This is a genomic window from Sinorhizobium chiapasense (genome assembly GCF_045277575.1).
Taxonomy (GTDB): Bacteria; Pseudomonadota; Alphaproteobacteria; order Rhizobiales; family Rhizobiaceae; genus Ensifer; species Ensifer chiapasense_A.
The window spans coordinates 3,825,012-3,839,463 of the sequence record NZ_CP144205.1; the positions used below are offsets into that span (position 1 = coordinate 3,825,012).

Consider the following 14,452-nt stretch of genomic DNA (forward strand, 5'->3'; position numbering starts at 1 on the left):
CCTGGAGCCCGTCCTACCAAGGGCATGTGAAGGATCGGTTATGGTGTGGCCCGACCGGCACACCATAATGGGGCGAAACGGCATTTGCCGTTAAACCATGGCGTGATTGGGACGCCTCTTCATCTTCCTGCCGCAATCGCTAGTATGAAGCACTTTCGAGCACCAATGGGGACAACTGATTCCATGATCAAGAAATGCGCCATTCTGGCTGTTGCGGCCATCTATCTTTCGGGATGCACCACCACCGATCCCTATACGGGTGAACAGAAGATGTCGAACACGGCCGGTGGCGCGCTGATCGGCGCAGGCCTCGGTGCCGCGACCGGTCTGCTCGTCGGCGGCAGTGCCGCAGGCCGGCGCGACGCAGCCCTCGTCGGTGCCGCGATCGGTGGTCTCGGCGGCGGCCTGATCGGCAACTACATGGACCAGCAGGAAGCGGAACTGCGAGCCCAGCTTCAGGGCACCGGTGTCTCCGTGACCCGCGCCGGCGACCGCATCATCCTCAACATGCCGTCGAACATCACCTTTGCGACCGACCGCGACCAGGTGATCCCGGCCTTCTACGACACGCTGAACTCGGTGGCGATCGTGCTGCGCAAGTTCAACAAGACGTTGATCGACGTCGACGGCCATACCGATTCGACCGGCAGCGCTTCCTACAACCAGGGTCTTTCCGAACGCCGCGCCGCCTCGGTTGCCAACTATCTGGCAGGCCAGGGCGTCGACCAGCGCCGCATGTCGGCTATGGGCTATGGCAAGGAGCGTCCGATCGCTTCCAACGCAACGGAAGCCGGCCGTGCGCAGAACCGCCGCGTCGAAATCTCGATCGCTCCGATCAAGGCCTGATCGGCAGACATCGACTGCTTGTCATCGAAGGGCTGCGCCGCGAGGCGCGGCCCTTTTCATATTTGTTTGAAACGGTAGCGAAGCAGGCGCCCCATACGGCGCAGCATGGGGACCACGCTTACGAACTGGATCGCGATCCGCGCCATCGGCGACATGCGCGCAATCTGCGCGGCATCGTAGTCATGGATGTCTTCGAGCAGCGTCAGCCCGGGCACCTCCCGTTCCAGCGCCCGTGCGTCCTCGATCCCCCAGCGAAGCTCTGCACCCGTTGCGCGCAAGGACGGATTGAAGCGCAGAAGCTCGATGCCGAGATGGCTATAGGCGTCGAAGACGATCTCACCGCCGGCAAGGCAGGTGACAAGCCGTCGCATGAGGTCGCGCACCTCCTGGTCGCGAAGATAGGGCAGCACGCCTTCGGCGACGACGATCGTCGGCCGGTCATCGGGGATGCGGTCGATCCAATCCCGCTCGGTTATGGATGAGGCGATCGCGGTGCAGCCGATGCGATCGGGGAAGAGCTGCTGCCGCAAGGCGATCACATCCGGAAAGTCGACATCGAACCAGGCGACGGAGGAAGGCGGATCGAGCCGGAGAATCCGTGTGTCGAGGCCGCAGCCGAGATTGAGCACCACCGCATCCGGGTGGCCCTGGATGAAGGCTCGGGTCCATCGATCGAGCAGATAGGCGCGAACCGCAATGCCGATCGTCATGTCGTGGCCGACATCAAGTGCTTTCGCCTTGCCGTCGAGGCGTCGCATCAGCTCGGCGGCGAAACGATCGCGCAGAAGGGAATCGGGAAACGCGCTCTCCGCAGCCTTCGCCCGGAGCGTGATCAACAACGTTTCGCGCACGCCATGAAGGCCGATGCTCTCGGCTTCCATCGTCTCCTCCCAACGGCGCCGTCGAACGCATCAGCGGCGCCGCAGTCCTTGCGTCGCGGCCCGCTGTCGTTCGGTAGGCCGCAATACCCGATAAGGCCTAAGTTGTCGCTCGTCTTGCGCGCCATACGCGCCTCGCCGTCAGCACCGCCAGTGCCGGCAGCAGCGCGAACAGACCGAAGAGCCAGGCCGTCGCCAGTGCCACGCCGCCCTCCGAAGATGACTCGATGCCGGCGAGGTTGGCGGTCAGTCCGGCAAGCGCCGCGCCGAGTGCTGCGGCAAAGAGCTGGACCGTGGTGATCGAGCTCGATGCCTTTTCCGCTTCGCCCTCTGGCGCGAACTCATAAACGGCCGTGACGATATGCGGCCAGGCAAAGCCCATGCCGAAGCCGACCGCGATGATGCCGATGCAGAGCGGTGCGGCGATGACAAGAAACTCTGCGCCTGCAATCGGCATGAACAGGGCGATCAGGGTCAGGCCGATGAAACCGAAGGCCGGACCGGCAAAGATCGTCTGCTTCGCCCGCTCTCCGTGCCAGTGGGCACTCGTCATCGATCCTGCCGTCCAGCCGATCGACATCAGCGCTGCAATATAGCCGGCCACCAGCGGCGACAGCTCATGCAATTCTTGCAGCAGGTACGGCACATAGATTTCCGGCTGCAGGCCGACCATCAGCAGCGTGATCGTAACATAAAGGGCGGCGAGCGGGGAGGTGAGGGTGAAGCTGCCGGAGGGCAAAAGCTTGCCCGCCGCACGACGTTCGATAAACAGCAGGCTCAGGAACAGGAAGATCGCGGCTCCGACGCAGCCTATTTGTTCGAAGGCCGTGGTGCGGGTGCTTGCAACCGAAAGCGCAAGGACGATACCGACGAGAAGCAGGAGTTGTAAGAGCGGAAGCGGCGTGCGCCCTTCTCCAGCGGCTGCCTTGCGCGGCAGCGTCGAGAAGGCAAGCGCGGCAAGCAGCGCCGTCAGCGGCAGCAGCGACCAGAAGGCGATGCGCCAGGTGGAGAACTCGGCAAACATGCCGCCGATCGCCGGTCCGATCAAAGTCGCCGTTCCCCAGGTTGCCGAAATCAGGCCGATGGCGCGGGTCCAGAGTTCGGGCCGGAACACCTGCCGGATCACGCCGTAGGCGAGCGCGTAGAGCAGGCCGCCGCCGAAGCCCTGGATCGCACGGCCGGCAAGCAGCATCGCCATCGAAGGGGTCGTGGCGCAGAAGAGCGTCCCCGAGCCGAAGACGAGCGCGCCGATCGCATAGGCGCCGCCGGCGCCAACGGCACCGAGCAGCCGCGCCGACAATGCGGCGCCGAGAATGGAGGCGGCAACGAAGACGGTGGTGCTCCAGGCGTAGTATTCGAGCCCGCCGATCTCGCGCACGATCGACGGCATGATCGTCGTCACCACGTAGATGTTGAGCGCATGCAGCGCGACGCCGCCGCTGAGCACGAGCGAGTGCACGGCGTTTTCGCCCGTCAGCAGCGCGCGCCAGCCAGTTTCCTGTTGCGGAGCGGGTGTTTTCTCAAGCATGTCAGTACCTCACGCGGGGCATCGCAGCGGACGCGCACCGGCTCATCCGGTATCGGGCGATCGCGTTCGCTTCGGCGGTGCCGCTATGTCAGTGGAGCGCAGCCTCGCCAAAATGCGTGAGCTTGTCCGGGTTGCGCATGATGAAGATGTCGTCGACGTTTCCGTCACCGTCATAGCCGAAGGCGACCGTCGCGGCGATCTCGTTTTTCGCTTCGTCCCGAAGCACGATGCCACGGCCGCCATTGATGTCACCGATTTCCCAGGTGTAGTGCGCCCAGTATTCGGTGAGCCGATCGATGATGAAGGCGAGCACCGTCTCCTTGCCGGAGAGCACGCCAAGTACGGTCGCCACCTTGCCGCCGCCGTCGGCGGTCAGCTTCACGTCGGCTGAGAGAAGCGCTGAAAGCCCGGCGACGTTGCCGCCGTGGATCGCCTGGTGGAAGGCCGACAGCAGCGCGTCCTGCCGTTCGCGCGGCGTCTGGTGCCGGGCTTTCTCCAGGCCGATATTCGTCTTGGCACGCGACACCAGCTTACGGGCGGCCGCCTCCTGCATGTCCAGGGTTTCGGCCACCTCGTCATAGGGCTGGCCAAAAATCTCGTGCAGCAGATAGGCGGCGCGCTCCTTCGGCGTCAGCCGTTCGAGCATCAGCAGGAACGCCGTCGTCAGCGAAGAACTCAGCACCAGCTTCTCTTCGGCATTGTCCTCGCTCGCCGTGTGAATCGGTTCGGGCAGCCACGCGCCGACATAGTCGACGCGCTTGCGATGCGCAGCCTTGAGCAGATCCAGGCAGCGGCGCGTGCAGGCAGTAGTGAGCCAGGCTGCAGGGGTTTCGATCGCCGCGCGATCGATCTCCCGCCACTTCAGGAAGGTGTCCTGCACCGCATCCTCCGCATCCGCGCGCGAGCCGAGGATGCGATAGGCGAGGCCGAGAAGGCGCGGGCGTGCCTGCTCGAAGATCTGCATGTGCTGCCTGTCGTTCATGTCAGTGCCTCGAAATCTGGATGCGGTTCCAAAGGTTGATCATCGCCACGGTCGAGGTGATGACGCTGATCTCCTTTTCGCTGAAATGCCGGCGCAGCTCGGCGCGCAGCGGCGCGAAGTCGGTGCGCGGCCCGAGTTCCGTCAGCGCCTCGGTCCAGGCAAGCGCTGCCTTCTCGCGCGGTGTGAAATCATTGACCTGGTCCCAGACGATGATGCGGTCGAGCCGCTCGCTGCTCTCGCCCTCGGCACGGGATTCCTTGGTGTGCATCTTCACGCAGAAGCCACAGCGGTTGATCTGCGAGGCGCGCAACTGCACGAGATTGTGGATCGTCCGGTCGAGCCCGTGCAGGTCCATGGCCTTGTGCACATCGGCGAGTGCGCCGAGCACATCGGGGATTTCCTGTTCGTAGCGGACGGCTTTCGTATCGGTCATGGTCTCAACTCCATCGTTGTCGTGTTGCTTATGACCATGTGACGATTGACGCAGGATACCTGTGACGCGCCTTCGCGATTTTTCCGCGGGAGGCACCAAGAAAAACGTAGCTTCCAGATATTTTGATGAAGTTTCAATGGGTTGGCGAGACGCGATTTCTCGCGTGTCAACCTTTCGGCGGGTAGCTGTGCTCGCCGCCGCGAAAATCGGTGACCGTGTAGCAGCCGCCGCCATCGGCTGCGATCGCCGCGGCGCTGATCACCGCCTTGCCGTGGCCGCCGGGAATGTCGAGGATATAGGTCGGCTGGCAGAGGCCGGAGACCCGGCCGCGCAAGGCGGCGACCAGCGCCTGGCCTTCCTCGATCGTCAGGCGGAAATGGCTGGTGCCCGGCGCCAGGTCCGGATGATGCAGATAATAGGGCTTGATCCGGGTTTCGACGAAGGCGCGCATCAGCGCGGCTAATACCTCCGCATCGTCATTGACACCCTTCAACAGCACCGACTGGCTGACCATGACGATGCCGGCATCGATAAGCCGGGCTGAAGCAGCGCGCGCCTCGGCCGTCAACTCGCGCGGATGGTTGGCATGAAGCGCCACATAGGTCGTCTTGCCGCTGGCCTTGAGTGCCGCGATCAGTTCGGGGTCTATGCGCGACGGCTCGACCACCGGCACCCGCGTGTGGAAGCGGATGATCTTCACATGCGGGATCGGCCTCAGCCGCTCCATGAGTTCGGTTAGCCTTCGCGGCGAAAGCACCAGCGGATCGCCGCCGGTGAGGATCACTTCCCATATTTCCTCGTGACTTGCGATGTAGGCGATCGCCGCATCGAGTTCGGCCGGCGTCAGCGTGCCAAGCCCCTGCGGCCCGACCATCTCGCGACGGAAGCAGAAGCGGCAATAGACCGGGCAGACATGTACGGCTTTCAGAAGCACCCGGTCCGGATAGCGATGGACGATGCCTGTGACGGGACTGTGCGGCTTGTCGCCGATCGGGTCGTCGCGCTCTTCAGGCAACAGCGTCAGTTCGGCGGCATCGGGCACGAACTGCCGGGCAATCGGGTCCGCCGGATCGCTTGGGTCGATGAGGTCGGCGATGGCGGGGCTGATCGCGACCGCGTAGCGCTCGGCGACCGCGGCAATGGCGGTCTCCCGGGAGCTGTCGACAAGACCGGCTTCCACCAGCTCGCGCGCGGTCTTGATCGGGCGGTGGACGTTCACGGCTGCGTCTCCGCCACCGGTGCCCAGAGCACCTGGTCTATGCGAGACGCACCGGTTGCGAGCATCACCAGCCGGTCGAAGCCGAGTGCGATGCCGCTCGCTTCCGGCATGATGGCGAGCGCCGCCAGGAAATCCTCGTCGAGCGGATAGGTCTCGCCATAGACGCGCGCCTTTTCGGCCATCTCCATCTCGAAGCGCCGGCGTTGCTCCGCTGCGTCGGTCAACTCGCCAAAGGCATTGGCGAGCTCGACGCCGCAGGCATAGAGTTCGAAACGTTCCGCGACCCGCCGGTCGCGCCCGGCCGGCCGCGCCAGCGCCGCTTCGGCGGTTGGATATTCGTCGAGGATCGTCGCACGACCGAAGCCGAGATGCGGCTCGACCTTTTCCACCAGCACGCGGCTGAAGAGATCCGCCCAGGTGTCATCGGACGCGACGCGGAGGCCCGCCGTCGCCATGGCCGAGGCGAGGCGATCGCGGTCGGTTTCGCCGTCGGCGGCGATCGAGGCCAAGAGGTCGATGCCGGCGAAACGCTCGAAGGCATCGGCGACGCTGAGACGCTCGGGCGTGGCGAAGGGGTCGCAGGCATGTCCCTGGAAGGTGAATTGCCTTGTGCCGGTGGTCTCTGCCGCGAGCGCCAGGATCTCGGCGCAATCCCGCATCAGCGCCTCGTAGCTTTCGCCGGCGCGGTACCATTCGAGCATGGTGAACTCGGGGTGATGCAGCGGCCCGCGTTCGCGGTTGCGGTAGACATGGGCAAAGCAGGCGATGCGCCGTTCGCCGGCGGAAAGCAGCTTCTTGCAGGCAAATTCCGGCGAGGTGTGCAGGTAGAGCGGATGGCCGGAGCCGTCGTGGTTGAGCGCCTCTGTCGCGAAGGCGTGCAGGTGCGCCTCGTTGCCGGGCGAGACCTGCAGCGTTGCCGTGTCGACCTCGATGAAATCGCGTGTCTCGAAGAACCGGCGCAATGCCGATTGGATCCGGTTGCGGCCGAGAAGAAACGGGCGCCGGTCGGCATGGACATCGGGTGTCCACCAGGGGGAGGCATGCGACATGATCGGTTCAGTCCAGGCTTTCTTCGCGCAGATGCCGGCTCAGGCTGGCTATTTGCACGAAATTAGGGTAGTGGCGGCGCGAAATCCTTCTTTCCGCGTCCTTCAGGGCCAGTGTTTCCGGCCCGTCGTGTCGCGCATACCTCTGTTACAAGGAAGACTAATGGTCAAGGTCATCGCTTCATCTGTCCGTAAGGGCAACGTTCTCGACGTCGACGGCAAGCTCTATGTCGTGCTTACCGCGCAGAACTTCCATCCGGGCAAGGGTACGCCGGTTACCCAGGTCGACATGCGCCGCATTTCCGACGGTGTTAAGGTCTCCGAGCGCTACCGCACGACCGAGCAGGTCGAGCGTGCCTTCGTCGAAGACCGCGAGCACACCTTCCTTTATGAAGATGCCGAAGGCTTCCACTTCATGAACCCGGAAAGCTACGACCAACTGGTCATGAGCTCCGACGACATCGGCGATCAGAAGGCCTACCTGCAGGAAGGCATGGCCGTCATGCTGTCGATCCACGAAGGTGTTGCCATCGCCATCGACCTGCCGCGTCACGTCATCCTCGAAATCACCGAGACCGAACCGGTCGTCAAGGGCCAGACGGCGTCGTCTTCGTACAAGCCGGCCCTTCTGTCGAACGGCGTGCGCACCTCGGTTCCGCCGCATATCCAGGCCGGCACCCGCGTCGTCATCGCGACAGAAGACGGCTCCTATGTCGAGCGCGCCAAGGACTGAGGCCTGAGCCAGGTTGTTTTGGACGGGGACGGCAGCGAAAGCAGCCGTCCCTGTTTTCGTTTCGGGACCTTGATCAGCAACCAGAAATTTAAGGAGCGCATTTCGAAAATCGGGTGCTAGGATGCGGCCGCTGATACGACGTTTCTGTCACGAGAGGGCCTGCATGTTCCCATTGTCGCATATGATGAAGTCGTTCATTCGCAAGGGTCGCCTGACGGTGATCGATGCCGACGGCAAGCGCCACATCTTTTCCGGTGAACCCGGGCCCGAAGTGACGATGCGGCTCACCGACAAGAAGCTCTATCGCAGCCTTGTCTTCAATGCGGAACTCGCCGCCGGCGAGGCCTATATGGACGGCACCATGCGCTTCGAGGAGGGCTCGACGCTCAGGGACTTCCTGACGCTGTTCTCGATCAACCGCCTCTCACTCGGCTCCTACCCGATCCAGAAAGTCCTGCGCGCGGTGAAGATGCGCTTCCGCAAGCGCCAGCAGGCAAACCCCAAGGGTAAGGCGCAGCAGAACGTCGCGCATCACTACGATCTCGGCAACGAATTCTACAAGCTGTTCCTCGACGAGAACATGCTCTACTCCTGCGCCTATTTCCGCGAACCCAACGAGACACTGGAGAAGGCGCAGCGCAACAAGCTGAGGCTGCTCGCCGCCAAGCTCTGCCTCGAACCCGGCATGAAGGTGCTCGATATCGGCTGCGGCTGGGGCGATCTCGCGATGTACCTTGCCGAGCTTGCGGACGTGCACGTGCTCGGCGTGACCCTTTCCAAGGAGCAGCAGGCGCTGGCCACCGAACGGGCACGCGCGGCAGGGCTGTCGGACCGGGTGCGCTTCGAGCTTAGGGACTATCGCGATGTCCAGGGGCCGTTCGACCGTATCGTTTCGGTCGGCATGTTCGAGCATGTCGGCGTCCATCACTATGACGAATTCTTCAAAAAGCTGAACGCGCTGATGCCGGACGACGGCCTCGCGGTGCTGCATTCGATCGGTCATATGAGCCCGCCCGGCATGGCGAGCCCTTGGCTTCGGAAATACATCTTCCCCGGCGCCTATTCGCCGGCGCTTTCGGAGGTCTTCGAGGTCGTCGAGCGCAACAGTCTCTGGGTTACGGATCTCGAATTCCTGCGGGTGCATTACGCGACCACGCTCGCCCATTGGGGCGCGCGCTTCGAGGCGAACCGCGACAAGGTGATCGCCCTCTACGACGAGCGCTTCGCCCGCATGTGGGAGTTCTACCTGATCAGCGCCGAGATGATGTTCCGCACCGGCAGCCAACTCGTCTTCCACATGCAACTCTCGCGCTCGCGCGACGCGGCGCCGATCGTGCGCGACTACATCACCGATCGCCAGCGCGATTTCATGGCCCGCGAACAGGCGCTCGCTCTTAATCTCTAGAATGGACGCAATTCCGGACCGAAAACCGCTACACACTTTTCCTGGAATTGCTCTCTTCGTCTGCATGCCAGTGCAGCCGCTTGTAGTCGAAGCCGAACTCGAGCGTCGGCTTCACGATCGCGAAGAAGGGCGAGAGATCGAAATCGCGCGGCGTATAGAGCGAGTGGTGCCGGATGTGCAGGATCTCTTCGCGTGAATAGGTCGAGGTCGCCGCGGCCCGCCCGGGCGCCCGGGTAACTTCGGGCAGGATCGGGTAGCGGATCTGCTCGAAGGCGGCCGCAATCAGCGTCGAGCAGATCGCCCGCGTCGGATCGCCGGAGCCGAAGGCCAGCAGGCGCCGGCGCCAGCGCACCGGCACCGGTGGCGTCGGCATGAAATAGCGCAGCATGTCGAGGATGTTCTTCAGGTCGTATTTCATCCCGAGCCGCGAGATCATGAAGCCGACAAGCGCCGTGCGATCATCCGGTGTCAAGGCGATCGGCCGACAGACGCGCGTGTTGAACGAGGCGTATTTCTTCAGCGGCACCGCAACGCAGCCCTCTCCGATATTGACCTCGATGAGTTGCGGCCGCTCGATCACCGGCAGCGTCGCCTGATCGAGCGTCAGCGGCATCTGGTCGCCGGCAAAGAAGGCGGCGTGCGACCAGGTCGATTGCGTCAGATATTTGATCGCGGCTGAAACCTTCTGGTTGCCCTCGATCAAGAGAACGTCGCCCGGGCGGAGCGTGCGCGCCAAGGTTTCCTGATCGGAAGGGGTATAGGGCTCGTAGCCGGACGTCTGCGCCTGCAGGCGCGCGGCAAGCCTGGCGCCGAGACGATCCAGCAACGTGTCCTTGCTTTCTGAAAGCGGATAGATGGTCCTCATCGAGGCGATCGCTCCGGGAAGGAGGAGGGACTGACGTCGTGACCCCACATGGTGGCTGAGCCGCGACACTCTGTCGAGAGATTGTCGCATGTTTGCATGGCTTTGGCCTTGACGGTGCCGTATCGGCTTTCTATTTTTAGAATTATTCTAAAGAAGGTTTTCCTCAATGTTTTCGCGTCTCTTCTCCCGGTCCAAGCGTCCCTTTCTATCCCTGAGCGAGCAGGAAATCCTGGCGCTCGCAATCTCGTCCGAAGAGGACGACGGGCGCATCTATCTCGCCTATGCCGACGCGCTCCGGCGGCAATATCCGCACTCGGCGAAAGTGTTCGAGGAGATGGCGGAAGAGGAAAGCCACCACAGGCAGTGGTTGATCGATCTGCACGTGCAGCGGTTCGGCAGCCGCATTCCGCTCATCCGGCGCGAACATGTGCGCGACTTCCCGGAGCGCAAGCCCGATTGGCTGATTGCCGAAATGCCGATCGAAAAGGCGCGCGAGGAGGCCGAAGCGATGGAGGAGGCGGCGCACCGCTTCTATGTCGAGGCGGCGGCGAGAACCCAGGATGCCGCCACCCGCAAGCTGCTCGGCGATCTCGCCATTGCCGAGAAGTCGCATGAATCGCTGGCACGCCGGCTTGGCGAGGAGCATACGCCCGAAGATGTGCGCGCCGAGGAGGACCAGACCTCCCGCCGTCAGTTCATCCTGACTTACGTTCAACCCGGCCTCGCCGGCCTGATGGACGGCTCGGTCTCGACGCTTGCGCCGATCTTTGCCGCCGCCTTCGCGACGCAGGATACCTGGCAGACCTTCCTGGTGGGTTTGTCGGCCTCCGTCGGTGCCGGCATTTCCATGGGTTTTACCGAGGCCGCCCACGACGATGGCAAGCTCTCCGGCCGTGGTTCACCGATCAAGCGCGGCCTCGCTTCCGGCATCATGACGGCATTGGGCGGTCTCGGCCACGCATTGCCCTATCTGATCCCGCATTTCTGGACGGCGACCGTTACCGCGGCCGTGATCGTCTTCTTCGAACTATGGGCGATCGCCTTCATCCAGAACCGCTACATGGAGACACCGTTCCTGCGTGCTGCATTCCAGGTGGTGCTCGGCGGGGGTCTGGTGCTCGCGGCCGGCATTCTGATCGGCAATGCGTGACGGGCGAGCGATAGATGTGAAAAAGGGCCGGTCTGACCGGCCCTTTTTGAAACCCTGTACTTTGCTGCGGATCAGTTGCCGACCGAACCGACGACGACTTCCGCGCCGTTCTCGATGGTGACCCAGCGGCCGCTGTGGTTTGAAGCCTGGCGCTTCAGATAGCGATAGGGTGTCTGCGTCCAGAGCTTGACGCCGTTCTCGAGATTGTCGAGCACGAAGTCGCCCTGCGATGTGCGCACGGTCAGCACCGCATGGCCTTCGCCATCGGGCTTGCGGACGACGGTGATCAGGAGATCGCTCGCCGAGAAACCCTTCTTCATCAGGCGCTTGCGCTTTTCGAGCACGAAGTCCTCGCAGTCACCGGCGTTGTCAGGATAGGACCAGACTTCGTCCCTGCCGTGCAGTTCAAGGTCGGTAACCGGCGTGATCTCCCGATTGACCGCAGCATTCACCTGCCGGATGGCGGCCCAGCCGCGTTCGGTCACGCGCGGAGCAACCGTTCCCTTGGAGCGCACGTTGCATTCGCTCTTGTATTTCTGGCAGAACTCATAGTGACCGATCGGCTGCGACGTGGCGGAGCCGGTCTGCATCCATGGAGAGGAACCTGCCTGTGCAGGAATTGCCGTGTTTGCTGAAATGAAAAGTGCGCAGAACGCCGCGATACTTCCCTTAACCCCAGTCCAAGACGCCATACAAATCCCCTGCAACGCGGTATGCCGGGCTCTTCCTGTCCGGACGTATTCGCGCAATTCTGAGTTGAAGGCAGCTTCTTTAGGATTGTCCCCGCTGCTGCTCTAATCGTTAATAAAGAGTTAATAACGTCGGCGCTGCAGAGTCAATCGCCGGAATCGGCGCATCGGACTTTATGGTTAAAGGCGGGGCTGTGCGCGCGCAAACCGTTACGCCGCAGGCGATCTGCGGCGCCGGACAGGCTTTTGGACAAGTCATGGCGGAAGGGGCGGGCGTTTTTTCCGCCCGAGGCTCAGGCGAGCATCGTGCCGATGGCCTGCTTCATTTTAGCGATGTCTTCTTCACGCGAAAGGCGATGGTCGCCGTCGCGGATGAGCGTCATGACGACATCGTCGGAGGGCAGGTGCTCCATCAGCCGCAGCGCATGGGTGTAGGGCACGTCGGGGTCGCGCATGCCCTGCAGGATGTGCACCGGGCAGCCGGTGGTGATCGTGCCGTCGAGCACCCGGTTGGCGCGCCCGTCTTCGATGAGGGCGCGGGTGAAGATGTTCGGCTCCGGGCTATATTCGGAGGGTTCCTCGAAATAGCCGCGTTCGGCCAGCGAGGTCCTCTCCGCTTCCGTCAGGTTGGGTTCGATCAGTTCCGCGGTGAAATCCGGTGCCGGCGCGATCAGCACGAGGCCGGCGACACGCGATCCGTCGCCACGCCGCCTGAGCTCCTGGATGGCGCGCAGTGCGATCCAGCAGCCCATCGACGAGCCGATCAATACGACGCGGCCCGGCGCCGCCTGATCGATGACCGCAAGGCTCTCCTCGAGCCAGCGCGAGATCGTGCCGTCGGTGAAGGCGCCGCCGGAGGAGCCGTGGCCGGAATAGTCGAAACGCACGCAGGCCGCACCCCGTTCGATGGCATAGCGTTCGACCTCGACCGCCTTGGTGCCGGTCATGTCCGAGCGGTAGCCACCGAGCCAGACGAGCGTCGGCTGTCCCGATGGCTTTTCCGGGTGGCGCACGCGCATCGCGATCCTGCGCCCGGTCGCAGGCACACCGACGTCGATGAAGCTGATTTCCGTCTCGGCTGGCGTATCCTGCATGCAATTTCTCTCCAAGGGCCGGTTTCGCTGGCGATTTTCTTTCTAAAACAGATTCGCCTTGGTATCGACAGGTGGTGATTTTCCTTGCAAGCCGTGCTATTGACTCTGGCGCCGCAATTCACACATTGCCGTCGGTGACAGATTCAGGCGCTTCGTTTGTGATCGCGCCGATGATCGAATTAACTACATTTCGGAAATAGCTCGAGGAGAGTACGACCATTCGCAGACCGTTCAAAGCGGACGCCCCAGTCAAGGAGGGGCCGCGCTCAAACAAGGAAATCCGGGTTCCCCGGGTTCAGCTTATCGATGCCGAAGGCCAGAATATCGGCGTCGTGCCGATCGACCAGGCGCTCCGCATGGCGGACGAGGCCGGTCTTGATCTGGTAGAAATCGCACCGAACTCCGAACCGCCGGTGTGCAAGATTCTGGATCTTGGCAAGCTGAAATACGCCAACCAGAAGAAGGCGGCCGAAGCGCGCAAGAAGCAGAAGATCGTCGAAATCAAAGAAATCAAGATGCGCCCGAACATCGACACGCACGACTACGACGTGAAGATGAAGGCGATGAACCGGTTCTTCGAGGACGGCGACAAGGTCAAGGTCACGCTGAAGTTCCGCGGCCGCGAAATGGCCCACCAGGAACTGGGCATGAAGCTCCTGCTTCAGGTCAAGGACGATACCCAGGCGATCGCCAAGGTGGAGGCCGAGCCGAAGCTGGAAGGCCGCCAGATGATGATGGTTCTGGCGCCGCGCTGAGCCGTCGCTGCCGTCAATCGCAAGACCGATCCGATGAAAGCCGCCTTCCGGGCGGCTTTTTTCATGACCGAGGCCGTGCCGGCGCTTTCTGACAGAATGCTGACAACCATCCTCAGCGATCTGTCAGTAAACGGATGCCATTCTTCGTGCATCGGCAACGGGACGAGGACTGGAGATGATGAGTTCAGCGCTGCGAAAAGCCCTGCTTGTTTCCTCGGTCGGTCTCTGCAGCCTCGTTTCAGCGCCCATTGGCCTGTCGGTAATCGCAAGTGGTCCTGCGCATCCGTTCTCGACGGCAGCCCTCGCCGATGACGATGATGGCGACGATCGTGGCGGTGAGGGTCACGGTGGTCGCGGTCACGACGGGTCGGAAGATCGCGATGACGATGACCGCGACGACAACGATCGGCATGACGTTGATCGGGATGACGACGGCGACGACGATGATTTCGACGACGACGACTTCCGGGATGCCCGCGATCGTCCCGAGGTCGAACTGCGCGTTTCCGAGGAAAGCCTTCGCGGTCTGCGCGACGGGTCGCTGATCGCCGTCGACGATCTTGGCCGCGTGCTCGAGGTCGAAGTGGAATTCGAACATGGTGTTCGCGTCGTGACAGTGGAGCCGCACCGCGGTGATTTCCGCCGTAACCCAGGACCGATTACCAGTGTTTCCATCAGGCCGGCGCCCTGATCTGTTTGGAATTTGCCCGGCGCATTAGCCCCGCACCATGCGCCGGAGCGAAGGTCGACCGCCACCAGCCCACCCGGCGGCTCGACCCGGCCAGCGCATGCCCCCGTGCCAACGTGGCGCTGGGGGTATGCGCGCAAC

The 14,452-nt window shown here is 62.9% G+C and carries 15 protein-coding genes; 5 read left to right on the forward strand and 10 right to left on the reverse strand.

What is annotated here, in order from left to right:
- Nucleotides 1–183: 183 nt before the first annotated feature.
- Nucleotides 184–846: a YiaD family glycine zipper/OmpA-like lipoprotein gene (locus QM996_RS18375; RefSeq protein ID WP_429810775.1), complete on the forward strand. Its 663-nt coding sequence runs from the start codon at nt 184–186 to the stop codon at nt 844–846.
- 56 nt (nt 847–902) lie between these two features.
- Here QM996_RS18375 and QM996_RS18380 read toward each other — a convergent pair whose 3' ends face one another.
- From QM996_RS18380 to epmA, 6 genes are all read right to left on the reverse strand, one after another.
- Nucleotides 903–1,727: a class I SAM-dependent methyltransferase gene (locus QM996_RS18380; protein WP_500268652.1), complete on the reverse strand. Its 825-nt coding sequence runs from the start codon at nt 1,725–1,727 to the stop codon at nt 903–905.
- A 97-nt stretch (nt 1,728–1,824) separates the two neighbouring features.
- On the reverse strand, nt 1,825–3,252 hold the full coding sequence (locus QM996_RS18385) for an MFS transporter (protein ID WP_500268653.1): 1,428 nt from the start codon (nt 3,250–3,252) through the stop codon (nt 1,825–1,827).
- Between the two features lie 88 nt (nt 3,253–3,340).
- Nucleotides 3,341–4,234: a sigma-70 family RNA polymerase sigma factor family protein gene (gene sigJ, locus QM996_RS18390; protein ID WP_500268654.1), complete on the reverse strand. Its 894-nt coding sequence runs from the start codon at nt 4,232–4,234 to the stop codon at nt 3,341–3,343.
- Nucleotide 4,235: 1 nt separating this feature from the next.
- Nucleotides 4,236–4,667 carry a carboxymuconolactone decarboxylase family protein gene (locus tag QM996_RS18395; protein WP_472952011.1) on the reverse strand — a complete coding sequence of 144 codons (432 nt, stop codon included), beginning with the start codon at nt 4,665–4,667 and terminating at the stop codon, nt 4,236–4,238.
- A gap of 166 nt (nt 4,668–4,833) precedes the next feature.
- Nucleotides 4,834–5,886 (reverse strand): lysine-2,3-aminomutase-like protein, encoded by a 1,053-nt coding sequence (locus QM996_RS18400; RefSeq protein ID WP_500268655.1) that lies wholly within the window; start codon nt 5,884–5,886, stop codon nt 4,834–4,836.
- Nucleotides 5,883–6,935 (reverse strand): EF-P lysine aminoacylase GenX, encoded by a 1,053-nt coding sequence (epmA, locus tag QM996_RS18405; protein WP_500268656.1) that lies wholly within the window; start codon nt 6,933–6,935, stop codon nt 5,883–5,885. Before epmA ends, QM996_RS18400 begins: the two co-directional genes overlap by 4 nt.
- A 160-nt stretch (nt 6,936–7,095) precedes the next feature.
- Here epmA and efp point away from each other — a divergent pair, with 160 nt between their 5' ends.
- Nucleotides 7,096–7,665 (forward strand): elongation factor P, encoded by a 570-nt coding sequence (efp, locus tag QM996_RS18410; protein ID WP_500268657.1) that lies wholly within the window; start codon nt 7,096–7,098, stop codon nt 7,663–7,665.
- A gap of 163 nt (nt 7,666–7,828) precedes the next feature.
- Nucleotides 7,829–9,070, forward strand: coding sequence for a class I SAM-dependent methyltransferase (locus QM996_RS18415; RefSeq protein ID WP_500268658.1), 1,242 nt, complete (start codon nt 7,829–7,831; stop codon nt 9,068–9,070).
- Between the two features lie 28 nt (nt 9,071–9,098).
- Here the strand turns inward: QM996_RS18415 and QM996_RS18420 are convergent, their stop codons facing one another.
- The gene (locus tag QM996_RS18420; protein ID WP_500268659.1) at nt 9,099–9,935 is read right to left on the reverse strand and encodes a C40 family peptidase; all 837 of its coding nucleotides are present in this window, start codon (nt 9,933–9,935) and stop codon (nt 9,099–9,101) included.
- Nucleotides 9,936–10,101: 166 nt separating this feature from the next.
- On the opposite strand from QM996_RS18420, the gene mbfA reads away from it, so the two are divergent.
- Nucleotides 10,102–11,085 (forward strand): VIT1/CCC1 transporter family protein, encoded by a 984-nt coding sequence (gene mbfA / locus QM996_RS18425; protein ID WP_500268660.1) that lies wholly within the window; start codon nt 10,102–10,104, stop codon nt 11,083–11,085.
- A 71-nt stretch (nt 11,086–11,156) separates the two neighbouring features.
- On the opposite strand, the gene QM996_RS18430 is transcribed toward mbfA, so the two are convergent.
- Both QM996_RS18430 and QM996_RS18435 read right to left on the reverse strand, forming a co-directional pair.
- The gene (locus QM996_RS18430) at nt 11,157–11,777 is read right to left on the reverse strand and encodes a transglutaminase-like cysteine peptidase (protein WP_500268661.1); all 621 of its coding nucleotides are present in this window, start codon (nt 11,775–11,777) and stop codon (nt 11,157–11,159) included.
- A 290-nt stretch (nt 11,778–12,067) separates the two neighbouring features.
- Complete coding sequence (locus tag QM996_RS18435; protein ID WP_500268662.1) at nt 12,068–12,868, reverse strand: alpha/beta hydrolase; 801 nt, start codon at nt 12,866–12,868, stop codon at nt 12,068–12,070.
- A gap of 218 nt (nt 12,869–13,086) precedes the next feature.
- Here QM996_RS18435 and infC point away from each other — a divergent pair, with 218 nt between their 5' ends.
- Nucleotides 13,087–13,623, forward strand: a complete 537-nt coding sequence (gene infC / locus QM996_RS18440) for a translation initiation factor IF-3 (protein WP_500270354.1) — start codon at nt 13,087–13,089, stop codon at nt 13,621–13,623.
- A gap of 238 nt (nt 13,624–13,861) precedes the next feature.
- Here infC and QM996_RS18445 read toward each other — a convergent pair whose 3' ends face one another.
- Nucleotides 13,862–14,221: a hypothetical protein gene (locus tag QM996_RS18445; RefSeq protein WP_500268663.1), complete on the reverse strand. Its 360-nt coding sequence runs from the start codon at nt 14,219–14,221 to the stop codon at nt 13,862–13,864.
- Between the last annotated feature and the right edge of the window lie 231 nt (nt 14,222–14,452).

Coding starts and splice junctions, on each gene's coding strand:
- QM996_RS18420 (WP_500268659.1), bottom strand. CDS start 9,935: ATGAGGACCATCTATCCGCTTTCAGAAAGCAAGGACACGTTGCTGGAT.
- QM996_RS18395 (WP_472952011.1), bottom strand. CDS start 4,667: ATGACCGATACGAAAGCCGTCCGCTACGAACAGGAAATCCCCGATGTG.
- QM996_RS18375 (WP_429810775.1), top strand. CDS start 184: ATGATCAAGAAATGCGCCATTCTGGCTGTTGCGGCCATCTATCTTTCG.
- mbfA (WP_500268660.1), top strand. CDS start 10,102: ATGTTTTCGCGTCTCTTCTCCCGGTCCAAGCGTCCCTTTCTATCCCTG.
- epmA (WP_500268656.1), bottom strand. CDS start 6,935: ATGTCGCATGCCTCCCCCTGGTGGACACCCGATGTCCATGCCGACCGG.
- efp (WP_500268657.1), top strand. CDS start 7,096: ATGGTCAAGGTCATCGCTTCATCTGTCCGTAAGGGCAACGTTCTCGAC.
- QM996_RS18380 (WP_500268652.1), bottom strand. CDS start 1,727: ATGGAAGCCGAGAGCATCGGCCTTCATGGCGTGCGCGAAACGTTGTTG.
- QM996_RS18415 (WP_500268658.1), top strand. CDS start 7,829: ATGTTCCCATTGTCGCATATGATGAAGTCGTTCATTCGCAAGGGTCGC.
- QM996_RS18435 (WP_500268662.1), bottom strand. CDS start 12,868: ATGCAGGATACGCCAGCCGAGACGGAAATCAGCTTCATCGACGTCGGT.
- QM996_RS18445 (WP_500268663.1), bottom strand. CDS start 14,221: ATGTTCGAATTCCACTTCGACCTCGAGCACGCGGCCAAGATCGTCGAC.
- QM996_RS18385 (WP_500268653.1), bottom strand. CDS start 3,252: ATGCTTGAGAAAACACCCGCTCCGCAACAGGAAACTGGCTGGCGCGCG.
- sigJ (WP_500268654.1), bottom strand. CDS start 4,234: ATGAACGACAGGCAGCACATGCAGATCTTCGAGCAGGCACGCCCGCGC.
- QM996_RS18430 (WP_500268661.1), bottom strand. CDS start 11,777: ATGGCGTCTTGGACTGGGGTTAAGGGAAGTATCGCGGCGTTCTGCGCA.